The organism is Pseudomonas jinjuensis (assembly GCF_900103845.1).
GTDB lineage: Bacteria > Pseudomonadota > Gammaproteobacteria > Pseudomonadales > Pseudomonadaceae > Pseudomonas > Pseudomonas jinjuensis.
Genome location: NZ_FNIJ01000020.1, coordinates 23507 through 46145, shown reverse-complemented (window position 1 = coordinate 46145; position 22639 = coordinate 23507). Strand labels below are relative to the sequence as shown.

The following is a 22639-nucleotide window of genomic DNA, read 5'->3' as shown; positions in this document are numbered from 1 at the left end:
GACCATGGATTTCAAGGATTCCCAAGAGGAAGCAGCCTTCCGCGCCGAGTGCCGCGCCTGGCTGGAACAGAACGCCGAACGCAAGAGCCGCCCGGACGAAGTGTTCGGCCAGGACCTCAGCCCGGCCGACTTCATCCAGGCCTCCCGCGCCTGGCAACGGCGCAAGGCCGAGGCCGGCTACGGCGCCATCACCTGGCCGAAGGCGCTGGGCGGCCGCGGCGCCTCGCCGATGCAGGAAGTCATCTACCGCCAGGAGGAAGGCCAGTTCCGCGTGCCCACCGGCGCCTTCAACGTCAGCCTGGGCATGGTCATTCCCTCGGTGTTCGTCCACGCCAGCCCCGAGGTGACCGCCCGCCACGTCGGCGCCGCGCTGCTCGGCGACGAACTGTGGTGCCAGCTGCTTTCCGAACCGGGCGCCGGCTCCGACCTGGGCATGGTGCGCACCCGCGCGGAACGCTGCAGCGATGGCCGCGAGGGCTGGATCATCAACGGCCAGAAGGTCTGGACCAGCCTGGCGCAGTTCGCCGACTACGGCCTGGTGCTGACCCGCACCGATCCCACGGTGCCGAAGTTCGACGGCCTGACCACCTTCTACCTGGACATGAAGACGCCCGGCATCGAGATCCGCCCGATCCGCCAGGCCGGCGGCGAGTCGGAGTTCAACGAGGTGTTCTTCAACGACGTGTTCGTGCCGGACAGCCAGCGCGTCGGCGAGGTGAACAAGGGCTGGAAGGTGACCCTCACCGGCCTGATGAACGAGCGCCTGTCCATCGGCGGGGTGATGCCGGCCGAGCTGTGGCGCACCGCCGCCGAGCTGATCGACGAAGGCCGCTTCAATGGTTCCAGCGCCTTGGCTGAAGGGCGCATGCGCCAGCAGCTGGCAGATCTCTATCTCAACGCCCAGGGCCTCTGGCTGCTGCAGTGCAAGGGCCTGACCGCCCTGGGCAAGGGCCGCGAGCCGGGGCCGGAGCTGTCGGTGGCGAAGATCGTCGCCGCGCGTACGCTGCAGGACTTCGCCTACCTCGCCATGGACCTCCAGGGTACTCGCGGCGTGCTGGCGGCGGAGCAGCCGGGCGAGCGCATGAAGTTCGTCCAGCGCCTGTGGTTCGGCGCGGCGGGCATGCGGATTGCCGGTGGTACCGACGAGATCGTGCGCAACAACGTCGGCGAGCGGGTATTGGGCCTGCCGCCGGAGCCGCGGACGGACAAGGGCGTGCCGTTCAACCAGTTGGCGCGCTGATCGGCGCTGATCGCTCCAGGGACGCTTCGGCGTCCCTTTTTCATGGCGAAGACGCAGGGCGGCGCTGCCGAGGTGGATGACGCTGGCGCGTCATTCACCCTACGGGATGCGACGGTGCTTTGGAGGCGGGAGATGTAGGGCGCATGAAGCCTAAGGCTTCATCCGCCGGGGAGACGGATGGCACGGCTGCGGTGGATGACGCTGGTGCGTCATTCACCCTACGGGATGCGACAGTGCTTCGAAGGCGGAAGATGTAGGGCGCATGAAGCCTAAGGCTTCATCCGCCAATGGGTGGGCACCGTCATTGCGGTGGATGACGCTGGCGCGTCATTCACCCTACGGATGCGGCGGCGCTTTGGAGGCGGGAGATGTACGGCGGGACGCAGGAGCGTCCATGGATGCATTCCCACACGGGAGCGTGGAACCACCCCCTCCCGGAGGAGAGGGTGGCAGGGCCTGACTCAGAACGAGTACTTGGCCGACAGCGTCATGTAATCCCGGTCCGCCAGCTTGTGCGCGATCGGGTCCGGGTCGCCGAGGAAGGCGTTGTACTTCGCCGCCAGTTCCAGGTTGCCCAGGCGCTTGAAGGTGGTGCCGACCGACAGGCGACGGTCGCCCTCGCCGCCGGCGATGGCGCCGATCATCGGGGTGTAGCCGTCGAACACGTGGGAGAAGTTCACCGGCACCGTCAGGTCCCAGCCGGAGAACACGCCCGGATAGCTCAGGGCGACGGTCATGGTGTAGGCGCTGGCGGACTTGGTCTGGCGCGCCGTGGCGGTGTGGTAGGTGAAGTCGTCCGAGCCGCTGGCGTCGCGGTCGGCGCTGTCGGCGCGGACGTTGACGATCTCGCCACTGAAGGTGGTCTGGCTCGCCCAGGGCATGTTGCCGAGGAGGTAGATGAACGACACCTGCGCCTGCTGGCCCTTGCCGCGTACGGCGACGGGGGTTCCGGCGGCGGACAGCACGTTGATTGGCGCGCCGTCGCGGTAGCTCCACTCGCCGCTGAGCTGGACGTCGCCGATACGGGTGGACACGCTGGCGCCGGTCGCCTTGATGTCCTCGAAGTACTTCACGCGATAGGTCTGCGGCACGTTGGCGAAGACCAGTCCCGGCGGCAGGCCGAGCAATCCGCCGATATCCTCCTGGCCGATCTGCTGGGTGACGCCCGCCGGGTTCTTGTCGTGATAGTTGAGGTGGAAGACCGAGAATTCCCAGTCGTAGTTGGGACGGAAGCGCGCCTGCACGCCCCACTGGCCTTCGTCGCGCGGCTCGTCGGTGCCGGCGTAGCGGATCTGCCGCGGCTGGCCGAGCAGGTTGAAACCGATGAACTCGCGGCCCGGGCCGACCACGTCGGAGGTGGACAGGTAGCTGCCCACCGGCGGCAGCTCGGTCTTCAGCCATTCGTACTGGTAGTAGCCGCCCAGGCTGAACTGGTCGTTGATGGTCCACAGGCCGGAAACCTGGCCGACCGGCAGGAAGATTTCCTTGACCTCGACGCCCGGCAGCGCCGCCTTCACCGCATCGGAAGGCGACTGCGCGCCCGACACGCCGGGGTAGAACAGGCTCTCGCCCCAGGACACCACGTGGCGGCCCGCGTTCAGGTCCAGGCGCTGCGCCTCGCCGAAGTTCCAGCCGCCGAACACGTAGGCGTCGAGGAAACGGCTGCGGCCGCCGCTGTAGTACTTGGTATCACTGGTGAATTCGTCGTTGTCGCCGCTCTTGTTCACCGTGGCCGGCGAATCGTTGTCGTTCTTCTTGTGGTAGACGTCGTCGTAGAAGGTACTGGCGCGCAGCACCGCACCGTAGTTGTCCTTGCGCACGATCATCTCGGCCAGGGCGCTGACCTGGTTGGTGGTCAGGCTGTGCTGGTCGAAGTTGCGGTTGCCGTCGTCGGCGTTGCGGTCGGCGGTCAGCTCCCTGGACGGCTTGTCCACGCGCATGCCAATGCCGTAGCTGGTGGTGAGGTTCCAGTCCAGCGTGGCGCCATTGTCGAAATAGACGGTATCCCCCGCCAGCGCGCCGGGCGCGTGGATGGCCAGTGTCACTGCAGCAGCAAGGCCGGTCAGCGCCCCCAGGCGCCCCCGGGAAACTCGCGGCAAGGTGTTGTTGTTATTGTTCATCCTCACTCTCCTCACAATTCAGGTCGACAGACCTTTCTCTTTTCGAAAGAAACAGCGGCTCGGCCGGACATCGGTCCGGCTAGACGTGAATCGCCTCCGGTTCCCCTTGCGAAGGCACTTCCGCGTCCCGCAGGCGGTACCTGCAGGCGTCGCCGTCCGGTTCGCGCACCAGCGAACCCTCCTCCACCAGGAAGTTGATGTGCGCCAGGGTCTCGCCCAGCGACATCAGCAGGTCGAACGGCCCCTTGATCCTCGGGAACAGCAGCGGGCGCAGCTCTGCGGCGGTCATGGCGCCACGCAGGTTGCCGACGAGGTTCTCCAGGTGCCGCTCGTGGTGTTTCAGCAGTTGCAGCAGGCGTTCGTGCAGGCCCACGAACGGACGCTCATGGGCCGGCAGCACCAGCACGTCGGCCGGCAGCACGCGCAGGCGGCGCAGCGATTCGAGCCATTCGCCCAGCGGGTTGGCGTCGGGTTCGGTGACGCCGACGCACACGCTCGAGGTGATCCGCGGCAGCACCTGGTCGCCGGAAATCAGCAGGCGGTCGTCCTCGCTGTAGAGGCAGGCGTGCTCGGGCGAATGGCCGGAGCCGATCACCACGCGCCAGCGGCGTTCGCCGATGGTCAGCACGCTGCCCTCGCGCAGGCGGCGGTAGCTGTGCGGTTGCTGGATCCGGTAGTGCGAGGCGCGCACCACCGGCAGCAGGCTCTCGATCTGTGCGGCATCGAGCCCGGCGCGCTGGTAGAACTGGCGGAACTCCCAGCCCGGATCGTCGCCCTGCGGCGGGGTGACGAACATCGACTGGAACTCGCCCTGGGTCATGTACACCGGGCAGTGGAAACGGTCGGCCAGCCAGCCGAGCAGGCCGGTGTGGTCGTAGTGGAAGTGGGTGGCGACCAGCGCGAGGATCGGCCGGCCCTCCAGCACTTCGACGAATACCCGCTCCCACACGTCCCGCGAGGCGTCGGTAGCGAGGCCGGTATCGACCACCACCCAGCCGTGCTCGTGGCGCAGCAGGTACAGGTTGATGTGGTCGAGGCCGAACGGCAGCGGCATGCGCAGCCACAGCACGCCGTCGGCCACCTCGCGCACCTGGCCGGCGGCCGGCGCGCTTTCCCAGGGGAAGCGCAGCTCGGCCTGGGCCTGGCTGTCGAGGGCGCTCATGCCGGCTCTCCGGCGAACGACGGCAGGCCGTTGCGTTCCAGAGCCTCGTCGTCCAGCGGCACGTAGCTGGCGCTGGTCTCGTCGCGCACGAACAGCGGCTCGGCGATGCGCCGCGGATCGTAGCCGTCGCGCTGCAGGTCGACCTTGCGCAGCTTGAAGGTGGTGGTCATGTCGGCGGCCGCCTGCACGCGGACGAACACCGGCGCCGCGTAGCGCGGCAGGCGCGCCTGGGTGAAGCTGAAGAACGCCTGCGGATCGAACGCCTGCCCCGCCTGCATGAGGATCGCCGCCATGCCGGCGCGGCCTTCGTGGCCGGGCACGCGCACGCCGTAGATGTTGATCAGCTCCATGCCGGGGAAGTCGCCGAGCGCCGCCGCCACTTCCTGGGTGGAGACGTTCTCGCTCTTCCAGCGGAAGGTGTCGCCCAGGCGGTCGACGAAGAAGCAGTAGCCATCCTCGTCGTAGCGCAGCAGGTCGCCCGAGCTCCACCAGGCATCGCCCGTCTGGAACACGTTGCGCAGGATCTTCTTCTCGGTGGCCTCCGCGGAGGTGTAGCCCTCGAAGCGACCGGCGCCGATTTCCGGATGGTCGATGATCATCCCCACCGCCTCGCCGACCTCGCCCGGCTGGCAATGGACGAAGTAGCCGTCGGCGTTGCGCACGTGGCACTGGCTGTCGACGTCGTACTTCAGCAGGCGCAGGTTGGTGCGCGCCCAGTCCGGGATGCGCCCGCAGGAGCCGACGCGGTTGTCGACGTTGAGCGTCGCGGTATTCGCCTCGGTGGAGCCCCAGCCCTCGAATATCTGCAGGTCGCCGAAGCGCTCCACCCAGCGCTGCCAGATGTCCGGGCTGAGGCCGGCGCCGAGCATGCAGCGCAGGCTGTGGTCGCGGTCATTGGCCTGCGCCGGCATGTTCAGCAGGTAGCGGCAGATCTCGCCGATGTACTGGAACACGGTCACCCCGTTCTCGCGCACGTCGCGCCAGAACTCGCTGCTGCTGAACTTGCGGCGCACCACGATGGAGGCGCCGGCTTTCAGGGCGGTGGAGGTCACCGAGGTCGCCGCCGCGCCGTGGTAGAGCGGCAGGCAGCAGTAGAAGACGTCGTCCGGGGTCGCTTCGAGGGTGACCTGCATGACGTCGCCGGAAGTCATCCAGCGCATGTGGCTGTAGCGCGCGGCCTTGGGCAGGCCGGTGGTGCCGGAGGTGAAGATCAGCAGCATGCCGTCCTCGGCCTTCACCCCGGCGCGCAGTTCACGCGGCGGACGGTTGATCGGCGCGGCGGCCACCTGTTCGGCGAAACCGGCGTCGGCCAGGGCGAGCAGCTCCGCGCTCGCCGGCTTTTCCTCGTCGCGCACCAGCCAGAGCTGATGGCCGCGGGTTTCCGGGCTGTCGGCGAACGGCTGCAGGCATTCCTCGCCGACCACCACGGCCTTGGCGCCGGTGCTTTCCAGCGCATGCAGCAGCGCCCTGCCGGTGACGTGGTAGTTGATGAAGGCGGTGACCACGCCGAGCTTGGCCAGGCCGAACCAGCAGAAGAAGAAGTCCGGGCGGTTCTCCATGGCCATGGCGCACACGTCGCCGGCCTTCAGGCCGCGGGCGGCGAAGGCGTGGGCGTACTGGTTGGCGCGCTGGTCCATCTCGCGATAGCTGAAGCTGCGGCCGCGATAGACGAGGAAGGCGCGCCCGGCATGGCGGTCGGCCTGTTCCTCGATACGGTCGCCCAGGGTGTATCCGTCGGCCGGCCTGATCAGGCTCGCCGCCTGCGAACGCAGGTCGAGCAGGCGCTGGGTCTGTTCACGGGGCACAACCGGCGCAGGCTGTAGTTCTTGTCGTTGCACGACGCCGAGATCGCTCATGCTTCCTCCTCGATGAGGCGCGGGTTGAATTCCGGGTAGTCGCTGTAGCCCTCCGCACCCGGCGAATAGAGGCTCCTGCGGTCGAAGCCGGCGAGCGGATGGCCGTGGCGGATGCGCTCGACCAGGTCGGGGTTGGCGATGTAGTGGCGGGCGAAGGACACCGCGTCGGCGGCGCCGGAGGCGAGCATGGCGGCGGCCGAATCCGGCTCCAGGCCGTCGTTGACGATCAGCGCGCCACGGAAGCCCTCGCGGGCGACGGCGAAGGCATCGAGGCCCGGCACCGGCGAACGCATGATGTGCAGGTAGGCCAGGCCCAACCCGTCGATGCCCTTGAGCAGCGCTTCAAGGGTGGCGGCAGGGTCGCTGTCGACGATGTCGTTGTAGGTATTGCCCGGGCACAGGCGCAGGGCGACGCGCTCGGCGCCGATCGCCGCGGACATCGCCGCCAGCACGTCCAGCGGGAAGCGCACGCGGTTCTCCAGCGATCCGCCGTAGGCGTCGGTACGCTGGTTGGCGTTCTCCGACATGAACTGCATGGGCAGGTAGCCGCTGGTGCCGTGCAGCTCGACGCCGTCGAAGCCGGCCGCGCGGGCGTTCAGCGCGGCCTGCCGGTAGTCGTCGATCACCCCGGCGATTTCCGCCAGGGTCATCGCTTCGGGCTGCTCGGTATCGGCCATGCCCACCACATCGGTGAACAGCTGGGTATTGGCGCGGACCGCCGACGGCGCCAGGGTGCGGGCACCGGCGGGCTTGTTGTGACGGGAGGCGACGCGCCCGCAGTGCATCATTTGCAGGACGATCTGCCCGCCACGGGCGTGCACCGCATCGGTGACCTGCCTCCAGGCGGCGATCTGCGCGTCGCTATGGATCGCCGGCGTGCGGCAGTAGCCGAGGCCGTCGGCCGAGGGCGAGGTGCCCTCGGCGACGATCAGCCCGGCGCCGGCGCGCTGGGCGTAGTAGTCGATCATCACCGGCGTCGGCATGCCATCCACGCCAGCGCGACTGCGGGTCATCGGCGCCATGACGACGCGGTTGGCCAGCGCGAGCCCGCCGAAGCGGCCGCGTTCGAAAAGACTGCTCATGGTGTCTCCTCAGCGCACGCGAATCTTCGGTGGCCTGGTGTCCCGGCGCATGCGGCGCAGGAAGGCTTCGAGCGGCGCGGGTTCGGCGACCTGCGGCAGCTCCTCGCCATCGGGTTCGTTGTTCCAGAATTCCTTCCAGGACGGGAACAGGTCGTGGAAGGTGCCGTGGTACGGCTCGCGGCCCGGCCAGCGCATCTTCATGTCGCCGATCGGCGGCTTGTTCAGGTCGGTGGCGTACCAGTAGCAGGGCAGGCGGCGGCGGAAGTACCACTGGCCGTCGATGCGCTCGTAGTCGTCCCAGTAGAGCATCTGCATGATCACCCACTCGGCGCCGGTCTCATGCTCGTTCTTCGAGTAGACGACGCCGATGGCGTGGTCCGCGTCGACGAACTCGATGACGTGCTGGCCGAGGTGGTGCGAGGTGCCGGTGAACTGATGGCGCAGGGTGTCGTCGACCCATGCCTTCAGGTGCGCGCGGCCGACCTTCTCGCGGCCGACGCGGATGTCCGGGGCGAACAGGTTGACGTGGGCGTCCAGGTCGCGCATGTCCAGCGACAGCGAGTACTTGCCGGCGAGCTGGCGGATCGCCTCGATGGATTCGAGGCGGTCCAGGCGCGCGTGCAGTTGGTTCATGTCCATGGTTTCACCTTCCGCGCGCGGCCCTTATTCGAGCACCGTGTAGAGATCGGAGCCGCGGCCGCCGTCCACCGCCAGGCTGGCGCCGGTGATGTACGAGGCTTCGTCGGAGGCGAGGAACAGCACCGCGTTGGCCAGCTCCTCGGGGCGCCCTACGCGGCGCATCGGGATCAGCTTCTCGGTGTTGCCGCGGGCCTTGTCGTCGCTGAGCATTCCTTCGGTGGCCGGGGTGTGCACCACGCCGGGGATCACCACGTTGCAGCGGATGTTCAGGGCGGCGCCTTCGGAGGCGACGGCGCGGCTGAAGTTGATCACCGCGGCCTTGGCGGCGGAGTAGCCGGACATCCAGGCGGTGCCGAACAGGCCGCAGATCGAGGCGAGGTTGACGATGGCGCCGCCGCCGCTGTCCTTCATCAGGCGCACGGCGGTGCGGGTGCCCCAGAAGGTGCCGTCGACGGTGGTGCGGAAGTTGGCGTGCCAGTCCTCGGTGGACATCTGGTCGACGCCGCCCCAGGTGTAGGCCATGGCGTTGTTGACCAGTACGTCGAGACGGCCGTGCTGCGCTGCCACCGACTCGATGGCGGCGACGAAGGACTGCTCGTCGCTGACGTCGGCGACGCGGTAGTCGGCGTTGCCGCCGGCGGCGCGGATGGCTTCCACCACCTCGCGCAGCGGCTCCTCGCGGCGACCGCAGATGGTCACCAGGGCGCCCTCTTCGGCCATGCGGCGCGCGGTGGCGGCGCCGATGCCGGAGCCGCCGCCGCTGATGAACACGACCTTGTCCTGCATTCTCGCTTTCATGCTCGCGCTCCTCAGATGAAGGCCATGCCGCCGTTGACGGCGACGTTCTGGCCGGTCACGAAGCTGGCTTCGTCACTGGCGAGGAAGGCCGCGACGCGGGCGATTTCTTCCGGCTGGCAGAGGCGGCCGAGAGGGATGGCCTTGACCATCGACTCCATCCATTCGGCGGGAATGCCGGCCATCATCGGCGTGTCGGTGGGGCCGGGAACCAGGGTGTTGACGCGGATGCCGCTGGGCGCCAGTTCGCGCGCCAGGCTGCGGGTCAGGCCCATCATCCCGGCCTTGGCGGCGCAGTAGTGGCTGGGGCCTTCGCCGGTGCGCGCGGCGGTGCTGGACAGGTTGACGATGCTGCCGCCCTGCCCCGCGCTCATCAGCCGGGCCGCTTCGCGGGCGCAGAGGAAGGCGCCGGTCAGGTTGACGCCGATCACGCGGTTCCAGTTGGCCAGCGGGGTGTCGAGGAAGGCGTCCACGGAGCCGACGCCGGCGTTGTTCACCAGCACGTCGAGGCGGCCGGCCTCGCCCTGCACCTTCGCCATCGCGGCGCTCACCGAGGCTTCGTCGGCGACGTTGCAGACCACCGCCCGGGCACGCTCGCCGAGGCCCTGGATGGTTTCGGCCAGCGCGTCTTCGTTGATGTCGGCGGCATACACGGTGGCGCCCTGCTCGACGAAGTGGCGCACCATGGCGCGCCCCATGCCTTGCCCGGCTCCGGTGACGAAAGCAATCTTGTCTGTCAGCTTCATGTCGGCTCCTTGGGTCGCGATGCATGGCATCCGACCGGTTACGGTTCGGATTCATGATTTCGCCCAGTGGAGCCCGCCAACATCGTCCGTTGAGACTAACCGGCGAAAACTCGCGAAAGCCCGCCAGCCGCGGCATCCAGGAATGGTCCGAACGGACGATGCCGGTGGGATTGCCGCCGGGAAGGATGGAGCCCACTACAAGAAAACCGGGAGACAAGCACCGTGAGCAACACACCGACCGTGACCTGGCGGACCCACTACGCGCTCGGCGTGCTGGCGGTCATCTACATCTTCAACTACATCGACCGCCTGCTGGTCTCGATCCTGGTCGAGCCGATCAAGCAGGAGTTCGGCGTCTCCGACACCATGATCGGCCTGCTCACCGGCGTGGCCTTCGCGCTGTTCTACACGGTGTTCGGCCTGCCGCTCGGCCGCCTCTCCGACCGTATCGGCCGCAAGCCGGTGGTGGCGGTGGCCTGCATCGCCTGGAGCGTGACCACCATGCTCTGCGGCCTCGCCACCAGCTTCGCGATGCTGCTGATGTTCCGCATCCTGGTGGCGGTGGGCGAGGCCGGCGGTTCCGCGCCGTCGGTGGCGATGGTCTCCGACCTGTATCCGCGCCACCTGCGCTCGCGCGCCCTGGCGGTATTCCTGATGGGTCCGGCGATCGGCGCGGTAGTCGGCCTCGGCCTCGGCGGCTGGATCGCCGAGCTGCACGGCTGGCGCTGGGCGTTCATCCTCATCGGCGCGCCCGGCGTGCTGCTCGGGCTGATCCTCGCCTTCACCGTGCGCGTGCCGCAGGTGCAGCGTCCGGTGGCAGGTACGGCGTCCGGCGATAGCTTCCTCGCCACCATCGGCCTGCTGATCCGCACGCCGTCCTATCTGCTGATCGTCATCGCCGGCAGCATCGCCGCGGTGGCCGGCTATGCCATCGGCACCTGGAACCCGAGCTTCCTGATCCGCTCCCACGGCCTGACCATCCAGCAGGCCGGCTTCCTCATGGGCATCGGCGGCGGGCTGGTTTCGGCCGTCGGCACGCTGTGCTGCGGCGTGCTCACCGACCGCCTGGCGGCGCGCGACAGCGCCTGGCAACTGGGCACCGCGCTGCTCGGCACGGCACTGAGCATTCCCCTCGGCCTGGCCTTCTTCCTCTGGCCTGCCGGCACCGCCTTCCAGCTCGGCAGCCTGTCCGTGCCGACCGCTTTCCTGTTCTACCTGGGCTTCGCCTTCTTCGGCACCTGGTGGTCGGTCCCCAGCTTCGGCGCGATGAGCCACCTGTTTCCCGCCAACCGCCTGGCCCAGGGCACCGCGCTGTACTTCATGGGCGTGACCCTGCTCGGCGTCGGCCTCGGCCCGCTGGTGGTCGGCGTGTTGAGCGACCTGTTCAGCCAGAGCATGGGCGCCGAGGCGCTGCGCTACGCCCTGGCCGCCACCATCGCGCTGCTGGTGCTGCCCTGCCTGTGCCTGGCCATCGCCCTGCCCCGTTACCGCCGGCAGGTGGACGACTGTTCCGTGACAGCGCCCGCCGAAGCCGTACCCGCCTGATCAAAGGAGCCATAACCGATGAACGCACCCCAGGACCTGCCGCTGCCCGTCGGCAGGTACGCCACGCTCGCCAACGGCCTGCGCCTTCACTACCTCGACATCGGCGACGGTCCGGTGGTCCTCTGGCTGCACGGCAGCGGGCCGGGCGCCAGCGGCTTCAGCAACTTCAAGGGCAACTACCCGGTGTTCGAGAAGGCCGGCTACCGCAACATCGTGCTCGACCTGCCGGGCTTCGGCCGTTCCGACAAGCCGGCGGACGTCCAGTACGACCTGGCCTTCTTCGTCGACAACCTGCGCCAGCTGATGGACGCCATCGGCCTCGACCGCTGCACCCTGCTGGGCAACTCGCTGGGCGGCGCCATCGCCCTCGGCATGGCGCTGGAGCATCCCGAGCGCGTCGAGAAACTGATCCTGATGGCGCCGGGCGGCGTCGAGGAGCGCGAAACCTACTTCCGGATGGAAGGCATCGCGCGCATGGTCGAGGTCTACAGCCAGGGGCCGATGGGCATCGAGCAGATGCGCCAGGTCATGCGCCTGCAGCTGTTCGACAGCAGCCAGCTGCCGGACAGCCTGCTCGCCGAGCGCGTGGCGGTGGCGGTGACCCAGCCGGCCAACCTGTTCTCCACCATGCTGGTGCCGAACATGACCGAGCGCCTGGGCGAACTGCGCTGCCCGGTCCTCGGCTTCTGGGGCAGCAACGACCGTTTCAATCCGCCGAGCGGTGTGTTCAAGTTCCTCGACAAGGCTCCGGATGCGCGTTTCATCATGCTCAACCGCTGCGGTCACTGGGTACAGGTCGAACATCAGGCGCTGTTCAACCGCCAGTGCCTGGAATTCCTCCAGGACGGCTGACCTCCCGATTCCCGCGATGCGCCCTGCCATGGGCGCATCCGCCGCTCAGGACACCCCTCGATGAACCGATACCCGAATCTGCTTTCCCCCGGCCGCCTCGGCAGGCTGGAGCTGCGCAACCGCATCATCATGGCCCCGATGGGCTCGAACTACGCGGAAACCGACGGCACCTGCGGCGAGCGCATCCAGGCCTACTACGAGGCCCGCGCCGCCGGTGGCGCCGGCCTGCTGACCATGGGCGTGTGCTCCATCGCCTACCCGGCCGGCACCGCCGAGCCCTATCAGGTCGGCGTTTCCGATGACCGCTTCATTCCCGGCCTGGCCCGCCTCGCCGAGCGGGTGCACCGCCACGGCGCGAAGATCGCCATGCAATTGCAGCACGCCGGCAAGGTCGCCGTGCGCGACCTCGCCGAAGGCCGCGAGCTGTGGGTGCCGTCCATTCCGCCGGCGGCGAAGACCGACATGATGGCGAGCCTGACCCAGGCCGAGCTGGACAACTTCGTCAGCTCCGTCCGCCCGGCCGGCAAGCCGCGCGTGCGCGTGATGGACCAGGACGACATCCGGCAGATGGTCGAGTGGTTCGCCGCCGCCGCCGAACGCGCCAAGCGCGCGGGCTTCGACGGGGTGGAAATCCACGCCGGGCACAACTACATCATCGCCGGCTTCCTCTCGCCCTATTACAACCGCCGCGAGGACGAATACGGCGGGCCGCTGGAGAACCGCGTGCGCCTGCTGCTGGAAGTGCTGCGTGCGACCCGCGAACGCGTGGGTGAGGACTTCTCCATCTGGCTGCGCCTGGATGCCTACGAGCTGCATCTGGACGGTGGCATCACCCTGGAAGACGCCAAAAAGGTTGCGCGCATGGCCGAAGAGGCCGGCGCCGAAGGCGTCTCGGTTTCCGCCTATGCCGCCACCACCCGCAGCGTGAACTTCCTGGACGCGCCGCTGGTGCACAAGCCGGCAGCGTTCATCGACTGGGCGGCGGAGATCCGCAAGTCGGTGACGGTCCCGGTGATCGCCGTCGGCCGCATCGAGCCGGACGTCGCCGACCGCGCCATCGGCCAGGGCCAGTGCGATTTCGTGGCGATGGCGCGCAAGCTGCTCGCCGATCCCGAGCTGCCGAACAAGCTCGCCGCCGGCGACGCCGCCAGCGTGCGCCCGTGCATCTACTGCTACACCTGCGTCAGCCAGATCTTCGTCAACCAGCGGGTGAAGTGCGCCGCCAACCCCTTCACCGGGCAGGAATACCAGGCGGTCATCAGCCCCGCCGAGAAACCGCGGCATATCGCCGTGATCGGCGGCGGCCCGGCCGGCATGGAAGCAGCGCGGGTCGCCAGCCTGCGCGGGCACAAGGTGACCCTGATCGAGCGCAGCAACCGCCTCGGCGGCACGCTGTTCTTCGCCGCCCTCGCCTATCAGGAGAACGGCGCGCTGCTGGACAACCTGGTGCATCAGGTGCGCGCGCTGCCCATCGACGTGCGCCTGGACTGCGAGGCGACGCCGGCGTTGCTGCGCGACCTGCAGGTCGACGAAGTGCTGGTCGCCAGCGGCGCCCGGCGCACCGCACCGGACATCCCCGGCGCCGACCTCAAGCACGTGTGGAGCGGCGACGAACTGCGCCGCCTGATGACCGGCGACCGCGCCGAGGAAATCGCCAGGGCCAAGCTCTCGCTGACCCAGCGCACCATGATGAAGGCCGGCAGCCTGACCGGCGTCACCAACAGCACCGAGGCCATGCAGAGCCTGTCGAAGCTGTGGATGCCGCTGGGCAAGCGCGTGGCGATCATCGGCGGCGGGCTGGTCGGCCTGGAGCTCGCGGAGTTCCTGGTGGAGCGCGGCCGGCAGGTCAGCGTGCTCGAACCGGGCGACTACCTCGGCACGGAACTGGCCATCGTGCGGCGCTGGAAGGTGCTGGACAACCTGCGCAGCCACGACGTGCAGCTCGCCACCCGTTGCTCGGTGCAGCGCATCGATGGCAGCCAGGTGCACTACACGGACGTGGAAGGCCAGGCGCAACGCCTGCCGGCCGACTCGGTGGTTCTCGCCATCGGCGCGCAGCCGGACGACAGCCTGTTCAACCAGCTCACCGCCGCCGGCCTCAAGGCCACCCGCATCGGCGACTGCAACAGCCTCGGCTACATCGAAGGCGCGTTGCGCAGCGGGATGCAGAGCGCTCTGGCGGTCTGATCCGGTCGCGGGCATGGCTCCTACAGGCTTTATTGGGTCCCCGCGTTCGCGGGGATGACGGTTGTGTGCTGGGACCTCATCTCTCTCCGTCTTTCCCGCGAACGCGGGAATCCAAAAGACAGTTGCTCCTGCAGGGCAACAGCCCTGTAGGAGCGAGCTTGCTCGCGAACAGACCGTAGGGTGGAAAACGGCGAAGCCTTTTCCACCAGCCCTCCACACCGAGCAAAGCGTTGTCCACGCGTCGATTAGACTAGGCATGGTCGTCCAACGATGGGAGTGACAATCGTGGCGGGACTCGGGTGGACTCGCTGATCACGGCCGCAGCGCGCGCACTGTCCGCGGGTGATCCCCTCGGCGCACTGGACCGCGTCGCGCTGCGCGACGATCCTCCGGCGCTCGCATTGCGCGGCATCGCCATGGCGCAGCTCGGCGACTTCGCCCGGGCGAAGTTCCTGTTGCAGAGCGCGGCGCGCGCCTTCGGTCCGAAGGAGGCGCTGGCCCGCGCACGCTGCATCGTCGCCGAGGCCGAAGTCGCCCTCGCCTCCCGCGACCTGGGCTGGCCGGTGAAGACGCTCGATGCCGCGCGGAAAACCCTCGAAGCCCACGGCGACCGGGTGAACGCTGCCCATGCGCGCTATCTCGAAGTGCGCCGCCTGCTGCTGATCGGCCGTCTCGACGAGGCTGAACGCATGCTTGCCGAGCTCGATCCCGCAGCCTTGCCGCCAGCCTCGCGAACCGTCCATGAACTGGTCGTTGCGGGGATCGCCATGCGCAGATTGCAGGCGACGGCCGCCCATGCCGCACTGGCCCGCGCCGAGCGTGCCGCGCGCGACGCCGGCATTCCTGCGCTGTCGGCGGAGGTGGAAAGCGCCTCCCTCACCCTGAACACGCCCGCCGCGCGCCTGATTGCCCGTGGCGGAGAGCGACCGCTCCTGCTCGCAGACGTCGAGGCATTGCTGGCCTCCGGGGCGCTGGTCGTGGACGCCTGCCGCCATGTGGTGCGCGACGCCCACGCCTCGGTCTCGCTCGCCACGCGTCCGGTGCTGCTCACGCTCGCTCGCACGCTGGCGGAAGCGTGGCCCGCGGACGTGCCAAGGGACGCGCTGATTGCGCGGGCATTTCGCACGAAGCATCCCGATGAAACCCATCGTGCGCGTCTGCGCGTGGAAATCGGCCGGCTGCGCGCGGAGCTTCGGGACCTGGCCGGCGTGAACGCGACCCGGCGGGGTTTCGCCCTGCAGCCGCACTCCACAGCCGAGGTCGTCGTGCTCGCGCCGCCGGTGGACGAGCCGAACGCGGCGGTATTCGCCTTTCTCGCCGATGGTGAGTCGTGGTCGAGTTCGGCCCTGGCGCTTGCGCTGGGAACCAGCCAGCGCACGGTGCAGCGCGCGCTCGACTCGCTTGCGGCGGCGGGCAAGGTGCAGTCGTTCGGCCGTGGACGCGCCCGTCGCTGGATGACCCCGCCGGTGCCGGGATTCGCGACGACCTTGTTACTCCCCGCACCCCTGCCGAGTGACTAGCATCGACTCCACACCCCAACAGGAGGATGCCACCATGAAACAGTCAGCAGCCGAAATCGTCCGCGAGTACGGCCCCTTCCCCGGTGCGGACAAGGTGCATGGCGTCACCTGCGACGGCCAGCGCGTCTGGTTCGCCTCCGGCGAACGGCTGAACGCCTTCGATCCGGAAAGCGGCACGGCGCTCGACTCCCTCGATGTCGCCGCCGATGCCGGCACGGCCTTCGACGGCGAGCACCTGTTCCAGATCGCCGCGGATCGCATCCAGAAGATCGACCCCAAATCCGGCCGGATTCTCGCCACCATCCCCGCCCCCGGCGGCGGCGCGGATTCCGGGCTCACCTGGGCGGAAGGCACGCTCTGGGTCGGCCAGTACCAGGAGCGGAAGATCCACCAGATCGACCCGGCGACCGGAGCGATCCTGCGCACCATCGAGTCCAACCGTTTCGTCACCGGCGTCACCTGGACCGACGGCCAGTTGTGGCACGCCACCTGGGAGGATGACGAGAGCGAATTGCGCCGCATCGATCCGCACACCGGGGAAGTCCTGGAAAGCCTCCGGATGCCGGAAGGCGCGGGCGTGTCCGGCCTCGAATCCGACGGTGGCGAGCGCTTCTATTGCGGCGGTGGGAATAGCGGAAAGGTGCGGGTGGTCCGGCGGCCGAGATAACCGCCCTCATCCACGGGTCGCGGGCATGGCCCGCTCCTACAGCGCTGGTTCCTGCGTAGGGCGAATGACGCGCCAGCGTTATCCGCCGCCACATTAGGCACGGCCCCTGCAGGAGCGCGCCATTTATCGTCCCCACCCGGCCATACCGCTCACCCCGCCTGGGCAGTTCAAAACCCGGCGCCTTTCAGCGCGGCGAAGGACAGCTGCTGACGCGCAGGCGCGTGACCTTCTGGTCGTCCAGCTCTCGCGGCAGTACGCCGGGGAACGCGCCCTCCAGGGTGATCAGCGCGGCATAGGGGAATGCCTCGCAATGGTAGGGCTCCAGCCATTCCAGGCAGGCGCCCTGTCCGGCCGCCAGGTTCGGCAGCAGGCGTTCGAAGACTTCCGGCAGCGAGCGGCGCAATGCCGCGTCCGTCCCTTCCCCCGGCGGAAACAGCCACATCTCCCGCCGGCGCGGACCTGCGGCGCCCGGCAGGTGGCTGCGCACCGGCAGTGCCCGGGCGGTACGCACACTGTCGCGGTCCATGAAGTTGCTCTCGTCACGCGCCAGCGCCGGGCCGGCTTCGGTCTGCAGCAGCTGCATGGGATCGAATGCGTCGGGATAGACGAACTCGCTGAGGCAATCGAAGGGGTGTTCGTCCGGCGCGTCGTCGAGGTGGTTGCGCTGGTACAGCTCGGGGGGAAAGAACTGCAGGGCCAGTGGCGCGTGGGTCCGTTCGTAGTAGTCGCGGAAGGCCGCGCGGTCGAGGTCGGCGCGGCGGCGGATCAGGCTGATGTATTTCATGGCAACTTCCGGCGGGAAAACGCCCGGGGCGGCACAGCGGGCCGCCCCGGGAACGAAGGTTTACTGACCGGAGCGGCGCGCCGCTTCCGGGCCGAAGTCGCCGGCGCTGATGTCGCCCTTGTTCAGCGTGTAGCCCTTGCTCTGCTCGTTGATCAGGTTGAACGCCAGGTAGCTGCCCGCGTTGAGGTCGTGGTAGAGGCCGACGCCGGCCTGCCAGCCCTGCAGTTCAGGCAGGTGGATGGTGTTGAGCATCGAGGTGCGCCACAGCTCGCCGCGGTTGTCGTAGTTGTCGCCCATCACCGGGAACCAGCTGTCCTCGTCGATGTACAGGTCGCGCTTGGCGTACAGGTGGCGGAAGCCTGGCTTGAGGTTCGCCTCGATGACCCAGACACGGCGCAGCTCGTAGCGCATCACGTCGGGATTGACGTGGTTCGGGGTGAGCATGTCGGCGTACTTGAGCTGGTTGGAGTGGATCAGGTAGTTGTTGGCCGGAACGTAGATTTCCTTCTTGCCGATGATCTTCCAGTCGTAACGCTGGCCGGAGCCGTTGAACACCCGCACCTCGTCCACGGTGATCGAGCCGCCGGTGCCCGGGAAGGCCATGTCGTAGCCGTAGCCCGGCGCCTGGCGAACGCGGCGGGTACCCGGGTCGTAGCGCCAGCTCTGTATCGGGGTGGCCACGTAGTCCCAGTAGGTGACGCCGGTGTTCACCTCGCCCTTGTCGCGCTGCGGCAGCATGGTCAGGTTCTTGTAGAAGGAGGACGTCGGCAGGTCCCTGGTGTAGATCACCTTGCCCGGCTCGTTGCCCGGCGCCATGTTGCGGGAGTGCACGCGGCCCCAGTTGATCTTGCCGTCCTTGAGCACGTAGGCGTTGTCGGAGATGTAGTCCTCCGTCCAGGCATAGCGGCCGCCCATGGTGGCGTTCATGCGGATCTCCTCGGCGCTCTTCGGAATCGGGAAGAACACGCCGCCGGCGCGGCCTTCGATGCCTTCGCCGTTGTTCACCAGCTTGGCGATCCGGGCATTCTCCAGGGTCGCCTCGCACACGCCCTGGCTGTAGGTGAAGTCGCGATGCGTCGGGTAGACCGGCATCCGGAACGTCTGCGGGTATTGCGCGAACAACGCCTTCTGCCCCGCGGACAGGCGATCGGCGTACTGCGTCATGTTCTGCGCGGTGATGACGAACAGCGGCTTCTCGCTGGCGTAGGGATTCTGCGGATGGAAGCCGGTCCCCTTGAAGGTGACGCCATCCGGCGCGCCGGACCACTTGCCGGTGAACCCGGGAATGCTGCCATCGGCATTGCCGGCCCGGATGGCGCCAAAGCAGGTCAGGTCCTTGCCCAGACGCGCGATCTCTTCGGCGGGCAGCTCGGCCTGGACCAGGCCGGAACATGCCAGCATGCCGGTCAGGCACAGAGCCATGGATTGGTTGCGTCGCATCCTCTACTCCTAATTTATTTTTCTTCGACGATCGGCACCGCAGCCCGGATGACGACGGCACATGGGGAGGCAAAGCTGGACCGAAGGGAGGGAACGAGCGGCGTTTCAATGCGGCCTGCGCCTGCCGGATTTCCTCCCGATCGGCCTGCGCCGAGTATCGGCAGAAGGCGGCGATCCAGTCATCGTCCGCACGGACTAACGGGCTCCACGCCTCCGACCGGAGGCATGGCGCCGGGCTCAGCTGACCTCGCGGCCGCCGCGGGACGGCTGTGGCTGAGCGGCTTTCGCGCCGAACATCTTCGGCGGACGGCCCAGGGCCACCACGCTGTTGAGCATCAGGCGCACCAGCTCGGTCTGGCGGCGCACGCCGGTCTTCGAGAAGATCGAACGCAGGTGGGCGCGCGCGGTGTTGCGGCGGATGTTCAGCTCCTCGGCGGCCTCCTCCAGGGACAGGCCGTTGGCCAGTTCCAGGGCCAGCGATGTCTCCGCGGGGGTCAGGTTGAACAACTGCTTGGTCACCGCCGAGTTGGCCAGCGAGCGGGTCACTGCGTCGCGGATGTACACCAGCGTCGTCGGCCGCCCCTTGCCTTCCACCAGCTCCTGGGACGGTATGCTCTCCACCACCACCCCGAGGCTGACCTGGCCGGACGGCCGGGCGATCGACATGGCCTCCGCGCCGGCCTCCTCCCCCTCGATGCGCGAGCAGGTGGCGCGCAGCGCCCGCTGCAGTTCGCGGTTGTCGCTCGGGTAGGTCGCCTCCAGGCGGCCGCCGACGAGCTTCAGGCCATCGTTGCTGGCGAGAATCTCCCGCGCCAGCGGGTTGAGTTCGAGCACGCTGCCGTTCTCGTCCAGCACCATGGTGGCGACCGACAGGCGACCGATGGCCTGGGAATACAGGCTGCCCAGCGACTCGCTGCGATCGAGCAGCGAGTACATGTGCATCGCCCGGCGCAGATGCGGCAGGAACAGCTCGCACATGGCCCGGTCGGTATCCGAGAAGCCCGGCATCGACCTGGGCCGGCTGATGCGGAAACGCAAGGTGCCGCCATCGGGCGTGGAGATGTTCGCTCCCAGGGTATGGAACACGTTGTAGGGAAGGCAGTACATCAGGTAGTAGGACGAGCCCACCAGCTCGGCCTCGCTCATCAGGTCTTCCATGGTGAAGACCTTGTCGGTCTGCAGGTTGTGGAAGGGCATGGGATCGTCGTGATAGCTGAGATAGAGCACCTCGCCATCCGGATCGCCCTTGCCCTCGACATCCCCGGAAACGATCATCGGCGACAGGTCGGGTTCGTCCCCGGCGCGCAGGATCAGGGTCACGTAGTTGGCCTGGAACAGATTGCGCACCAGCCGCAGGGCATGCCCCAGGCGCCTGGGATTGAGCGCCGCCTCGTACATGTCGTCGATGATCCGGTCGTACTGGGTCACGCTCAGCCCCATGTCGGCCACTACCTGGTCTCGCCGTGTATCGGTATCCACAGTCATTTCCTCACTGGGGGACAACTCCGCCGGGCTGGCGGAGCGGCATCCTTTGCGCAGGAAAGCCTTGCGCAGAAAGCCCGGGATCGGGCCATGCGCGCACTCGCACGCACGGCCCGGACGCTTACGCGCGTCCCGCGGGCGCCTGGGGCATCGGCGTGTCGACGCCGGCCCGCACCAGCGGCCGTCCCAGGTTGAGCCAGGCCGCCAGGGCCGGCAGCAGGAAGATGGCGCCGAACACGTTGACCAGGAACATGAAGGCCAGCAGCACGCCCATGTCGGCCTGGAATTTCAGCGGCGCGAAAGCCCAGGTACAGACGCCGATGGACATGGTGACGGCGGTGAACACCGCTGCCGTGCCGCGCTGGCACATGGCCTGGTAGAAGGCGTTGCGCAGGTCGCGGCCCTCGGCCATTTCGTGCTGGATGCGCTCGTACAGGTAGATGCCGTAGTCCACCCCCACGCCCACGCCCAGCGCCATCACCGGCAGGGTGGCGACCTTGAGGCCGATGCCCAGCATGGCCATCAACGCGTTGCAGAGGATGGCGACGATACCCAGCGGAACCAGGATGCACAGCACCGCGCGCAGCGAGCGGAAGGTCAGCAGGCAGAACAGCGCCACCGAGCAGAACAGCGCCGCCAGCATCACCACTTCGGCGTGCTTGACCGCCTCGTTGGCGGCCGCCATCACCCCGACGTTGCCGCCGGCCAGCTTGAACTGCACGCCGGGCACGGAAATGCCGGCGATGATGCGCTTGGCCTCGCTGACCACATGGAAGACCGTGGCGCCCTCGTGATCGGTGAGGAACACCAGGATCTGCATGCGCTGGCAGCCGTCGGTGACCAGCCCGTGATCCGGCGCATAGGCCTGGGAGCCCTGCTGCAGCCCCCGGCCGTCGCCCGGGATGGCCGACCAGCGCGGGTTACCCTCGTTGTTGCCGGCGATCACGCTCTTGCCCATGCCCGCCACGCTCTGCACCGACTGCACGCCGGCGACGTTGCGCATCTGGAAGTCGAAGTCCTCCACCGCGCGCATGACCCGCGGGTCCAGGCAGGCCTCCCCGATGTCCTGGACATCGACGAACACCGCCAGCACGTCGAGACCGATGGAGTAGCTGGAGATGATCCGCGCGTTGTCCTGGTTGTAGCGCGAGTCGGCGCGCAGCTCCGGCGCCCCCGCGCCGATGTCGCCCACCTCCAGCTGACGCGCCTTGACCACCCCGAAGCCGAGCAGCAGCAGGCTGACGGCGAACACCGCCAGCGCCGGTCCCGGCTGGGCCAGGGCGGAAACGCGCCACCACAGCGGGTGTCGCGCCAGCGACGCGGGCTGGTTGCTGGCGCGCGCGCTGCGCTCCAGGGTCATGTGCGAGATGATGATCGGCAGCATCAGCTTGTTGGTGACGATCATCAGCATCACGCCGATGCAGGCGGTCACCCCCAGCTCATGCACGATGGGGATGTCGATCAGCATGATCACCGCGAAGCCCAGGGCGTTCATCAGCAGCGCCAGGGCGCCGGGAATGAAGATCTTGCAGAAGGCCGAGCGGGCCGCCGTCACCGAGTCGCTGCCGAGCAGCACGTCCTGCTTCCAGGCGTTGGTCATCTGCACGGCGTGGGAGACGCCGATGGAGAAGATCAGGAACGGCACCAGGATCGACATGGGGTCGATGCCCAGGCCGAGCAGCGGCAGCAGGCCGAGCAGCCAGACCACCGGCAGCAGCGCCACCAGCAGCGACACCACGGTGAGCTTGAGCGAGCGCGCATAGAGCCACAGCAGCGCCGCGGTGATGATGAAGGCGACGATGAAGAAGCCGATCACCGTGTTCAGGCCTTCGACCACATCGCCCACCAGCTTGGCGAAGCCGACGATGCTGATCTCGATGTTGTCGTTGTCGTACTTGGCGCGGATCGCCTCCAGGCTGGCGGCGATATCGGTGTAGGACACCGGCTGGCCGGTCTTCGGGTCGGTGTCCTGGAGGTCGGCCCGCACCATGGCGGACTTCAGGTCATTGGCCAGCAGGCGGCCGATCTGCCCGGAGCGGGCCGCGTTGTTGCGCACCTGGGCCAGGTCCTCCGGCGTGCCGCTGTACTGCGGCGGCACCACCAGGTCGCCGACGTAGCCTTCCTCGGTGATCTCGATGTAGCGCACGTTGGGGGTGAACAGCGAGGTCACGCTGGGGCGGCTGACCCCGGAAATGAAGAAGACGTCGTCGGTGACCTGCTGCAGGGTGCGGAGGAACTCGGGGTTGTAGATATCGCCCTCGCCCTTCCAGCGCACGCTCACCAGCAGCCGGTTGGCGCCGGTGAAGACGCTGCTGAAGTCGAGGAAGTTCAGCATGTATTCGTGACGCACCGGGATCTGCTTGTTGAAGGCCGGGTCCAGGCGCACCTGGGTGGCGCTGTAGCCCAGCGCCAGGGTGAGCAGGACGAAGATGCCCAGCAACGGCTTGCGCCAGGCCATCAGCCGGTCCGCGCACCACTCCACCCGGCGCTCCACCCATGTCTTTTTCTGCTTCATCGACTGC

17 protein-coding genes are annotated in these 22639 nt (G+C 68.1%); 6 read left to right on the top strand and 11 right to left on the bottom strand.

The window, feature by feature from the left end; all coding sequences use genetic code 11:
* The first annotated feature begins 4 nt into the window (after nucleotides 1–4).
* Nucleotides 5–1240: an acyl-CoA dehydrogenase family protein gene (locus BLR75_RS26890; RefSeq protein WP_084314089.1), complete on the top strand. Its 1236-nt coding sequence runs from the start codon at nucleotides 5–7 to the stop codon at nucleotides 1238–1240.
* Nucleotides 1241–1701: 461 nt separating this feature from the next.
* Here BLR75_RS26890 and BLR75_RS23170 read toward each other — a convergent pair whose 3' ends face one another.
* The 7 genes from BLR75_RS23170 to BLR75_RS23140 all read right to left on the bottom strand — a co-directional run bounded on the left by BLR75_RS23170 (nucleotide 1702) and on the right by BLR75_RS23140 (nucleotide 9640).
* Nucleotides 1702–3360, bottom strand: coding sequence for a DUF1302 domain-containing protein (locus tag BLR75_RS23170; RefSeq protein WP_084314088.1), 1659 nt, complete (start codon nucleotides 3358–3360; stop codon nucleotides 1702–1704).
* A gap of 79 nt (nucleotides 3361–3439) precedes the next feature.
* Nucleotides 3440–4522, bottom strand: coding sequence for an MBL fold metallo-hydrolase (locus BLR75_RS23165; RefSeq protein ID WP_084314087.1), 1083 nt, complete (start codon nucleotides 4520–4522; stop codon nucleotides 3440–3442).
* Nucleotides 4519–6378 (bottom strand): long-chain-acyl-CoA synthetase, encoded by a 1860-nt coding sequence (locus tag BLR75_RS23160; RefSeq protein WP_084314086.1) that lies wholly within the window; start codon nucleotides 6376–6378, stop codon nucleotides 4519–4521. Before BLR75_RS23160 ends, BLR75_RS23165 begins: the two co-directional genes overlap by 4 nt.
* Nucleotides 6375–7460 (bottom strand): alkene reductase, encoded by a 1086-nt coding sequence (locus BLR75_RS23155; protein WP_084314085.1) that lies wholly within the window; start codon nucleotides 7458–7460, stop codon nucleotides 6375–6377. Before BLR75_RS23155 ends, BLR75_RS23160 begins: the two co-directional genes overlap by 4 nt.
* Before the next feature lie 9 nt (nucleotides 7461–7469).
* Nucleotides 7470–8099, bottom strand: a complete 630-nt coding sequence (locus BLR75_RS23150) for a nuclear transport factor 2 family protein (RefSeq protein WP_084314084.1) — start codon at nucleotides 8097–8099, stop codon at nucleotides 7470–7472.
* 24 nt (nucleotides 8100–8123) lie between these two features.
* Nucleotides 8124–8897 (bottom strand): SDR family NAD(P)-dependent oxidoreductase, encoded by a 774-nt coding sequence (locus BLR75_RS23145; protein ID WP_084314083.1) that lies wholly within the window; start codon nucleotides 8895–8897, stop codon nucleotides 8124–8126.
* An 11-nt stretch (nucleotides 8898–8908) separates the two neighbouring features.
* Nucleotides 8909–9640: an SDR family NAD(P)-dependent oxidoreductase gene (locus BLR75_RS23140; protein WP_084314082.1), complete on the bottom strand. Its 732-nt coding sequence runs from the start codon at nucleotides 9638–9640 to the stop codon at nucleotides 8909–8911.
* A 222-nt stretch (nucleotides 9641–9862) separates the two neighbouring features.
* Between BLR75_RS23140 and BLR75_RS23135 the strand changes: the two genes are divergently transcribed.
* The 5 genes from BLR75_RS23135 to BLR75_RS23115 all read left to right on the top strand — a co-directional run bounded on the left by BLR75_RS23135 (nucleotide 9863) and on the right by BLR75_RS23115 (nucleotide 16411).
* Complete coding sequence (locus tag BLR75_RS23135) at nucleotides 9863–11185, top strand: spinster family MFS transporter (protein WP_084314081.1); 1323 nt, start codon at nucleotides 9863–9865, stop codon at nucleotides 11183–11185.
* An 18-nt stretch (nucleotides 11186–11203) separates the two neighbouring features.
* Nucleotides 11204–12037: an alpha/beta fold hydrolase gene (locus BLR75_RS23130; protein ID WP_084314080.1), complete on the top strand. Its 834-nt coding sequence runs from the start codon at nucleotides 11204–11206 to the stop codon at nucleotides 12035–12037.
* 60 nt (nucleotides 12038–12097) lie between these two features.
* Entirely contained in the window at nucleotides 12098–14224 is a 2127-nt protein-coding gene (locus tag BLR75_RS23125) for an oxidoreductase (RefSeq protein ID WP_084314079.1), read from the top strand.
* A 299-nt stretch (nucleotides 14225–14523) separates the two neighbouring features.
* The gene (locus BLR75_RS23120) at nucleotides 14524–15744 is read left to right on the top strand and encodes a helix-turn-helix domain-containing protein (protein ID WP_084314078.1); all 1221 of its coding nucleotides are present in this window, start codon (nucleotides 14524–14526) and stop codon (nucleotides 15742–15744) included.
* Between the two features lie 34 nt (nucleotides 15745–15778).
* Nucleotides 15779–16411 carry a Vgb family protein gene (locus BLR75_RS23115; protein WP_084314077.1) on the top strand — a complete coding sequence of 211 codons (633 nt, stop codon included), beginning with the start codon at nucleotides 15779–15781 and terminating at the stop codon, nucleotides 16409–16411.
* A gap of 184 nt (nucleotides 16412–16595) precedes the next feature.
* Here the strand turns inward: BLR75_RS23115 and BLR75_RS23110 are convergent, their stop codons facing one another.
* The 4 genes from BLR75_RS23110 to BLR75_RS23095 all read right to left on the bottom strand — a co-directional run bounded on the left by BLR75_RS23110 (nucleotide 16596) and on the right by BLR75_RS23095 (nucleotide 22632).
* Nucleotides 16596–17195 carry an EthD domain-containing protein gene (locus tag BLR75_RS23110; RefSeq protein ID WP_084314076.1) on the bottom strand — a complete coding sequence of 200 codons (600 nt, stop codon included), beginning with the start codon at nucleotides 17193–17195 and terminating at the stop codon, nucleotides 16596–16598.
* 60 nt (nucleotides 17196–17255) lie between these two features.
* Complete coding sequence (locus tag BLR75_RS23105; protein WP_090416149.1) at nucleotides 17256–18635, bottom strand: DUF1329 domain-containing protein; 1380 nt, start codon at nucleotides 18633–18635, stop codon at nucleotides 17256–17258.
* 237 nt (nucleotides 18636–18872) lie between these two features.
* Nucleotides 18873–20120, bottom strand: coding sequence for a helix-turn-helix transcriptional regulator (locus BLR75_RS23100; RefSeq protein WP_084314075.1), 1248 nt, complete (start codon nucleotides 20118–20120; stop codon nucleotides 18873–18875).
* Nucleotides 20121–20238: 118 nt separating this feature from the next.
* Nucleotides 20239–22632, bottom strand: a complete 2394-nt coding sequence (locus BLR75_RS23095; RefSeq protein ID WP_084314074.1) for an efflux RND transporter permease subunit — start codon at nucleotides 22630–22632, stop codon at nucleotides 20239–20241.
* Nucleotides 22633–22639 lie beyond the last annotated feature (7 nt).

What these genes read in the sequence shown, in the direction of transcription:
- BLR75_RS26890 (WP_084314089.1), top strand. Translation starts at nt 5, where the DNA reads ATGGATTTCAAGGATTCCCAAGAGGAAGCAGCCTTCCGCGCCGAGTGC.
- BLR75_RS23170 (WP_084314088.1), bottom strand. Translation starts at nt 3,360, where the DNA reads ATGAACAATAACAACAACACCTTGCCGCGAGTTTCCCGGGGGCGCCTG.
- BLR75_RS23165 (WP_084314087.1), bottom strand. Translation starts at nt 4,522, where the DNA reads ATGAGCGCCCTCGACAGCCAGGCCCAGGCCGAGCTGCGCTTCCCCTGG.
- BLR75_RS23160 (WP_084314086.1), bottom strand. Translation starts at nt 6,378, where the DNA reads ATGAGCGATCTCGGCGTCGTGCAACGACAAGAACTACAGCCTGCGCCG.
- BLR75_RS23155 (WP_084314085.1), bottom strand. Translation starts at nt 7,460, where the DNA reads ATGAGCAGTCTTTTCGAACGCGGCCGCTTCGGCGGGCTCGCGCTGGCC.
- BLR75_RS23150 (WP_084314084.1), bottom strand. Translation starts at nt 8,099, where the DNA reads ATGGACATGAACCAACTGCACGCGCGCCTGGACCGCCTCGAATCCATC.
- BLR75_RS23145 (WP_084314083.1), bottom strand. Translation starts at nt 8,897, where the DNA reads ATGAAAGCGAGAATGCAGGACAAGGTCGTGTTCATCAGCGGCGGCGGC.
- BLR75_RS23140 (WP_084314082.1), bottom strand. Translation starts at nt 9,640, where the DNA reads ATGAAGCTGACAGACAAGATTGCTTTCGTCACCGGAGCCGGGCAAGGC.
- BLR75_RS23130 (WP_084314080.1), top strand. Translation starts at nt 11,204, where the DNA reads ATGAACGCACCCCAGGACCTGCCGCTGCCCGTCGGCAGGTACGCCACG.
- BLR75_RS23125 (WP_084314079.1), top strand. Translation starts at nt 12,098, where the DNA reads ATGAACCGATACCCGAATCTGCTTTCCCCCGGCCGCCTCGGCAGGCTG.
- BLR75_RS23115 (WP_084314077.1), top strand. Translation starts at nt 15,779, where the DNA reads ATGAAACAGTCAGCAGCCGAAATCGTCCGCGAGTACGGCCCCTTCCCC.
- BLR75_RS23110 (WP_084314076.1), bottom strand. Translation starts at nt 17,195, where the DNA reads ATGAAATACATCAGCCTGATCCGCCGCCGCGCCGACCTCGACCGCGCG.
- BLR75_RS23105 (WP_090416149.1), bottom strand. Translation starts at nt 18,635, where the DNA reads ATGCGACGCAACCAATCCATGGCTCTGTGCCTGACCGGCATGCTGGCA.
- BLR75_RS23100 (WP_084314075.1), bottom strand. Translation starts at nt 20,120, where the DNA reads ATGACTGTGGATACCGATACACGGCGAGACCAGGTAGTGGCCGACATG.
- BLR75_RS23095 (WP_084314074.1), bottom strand. Translation starts at nt 22,632, where the DNA reads ATGAAGCAGAAAAAGACATGGGTGGAGCGCCGGGTGGAGTGGTGCGCG.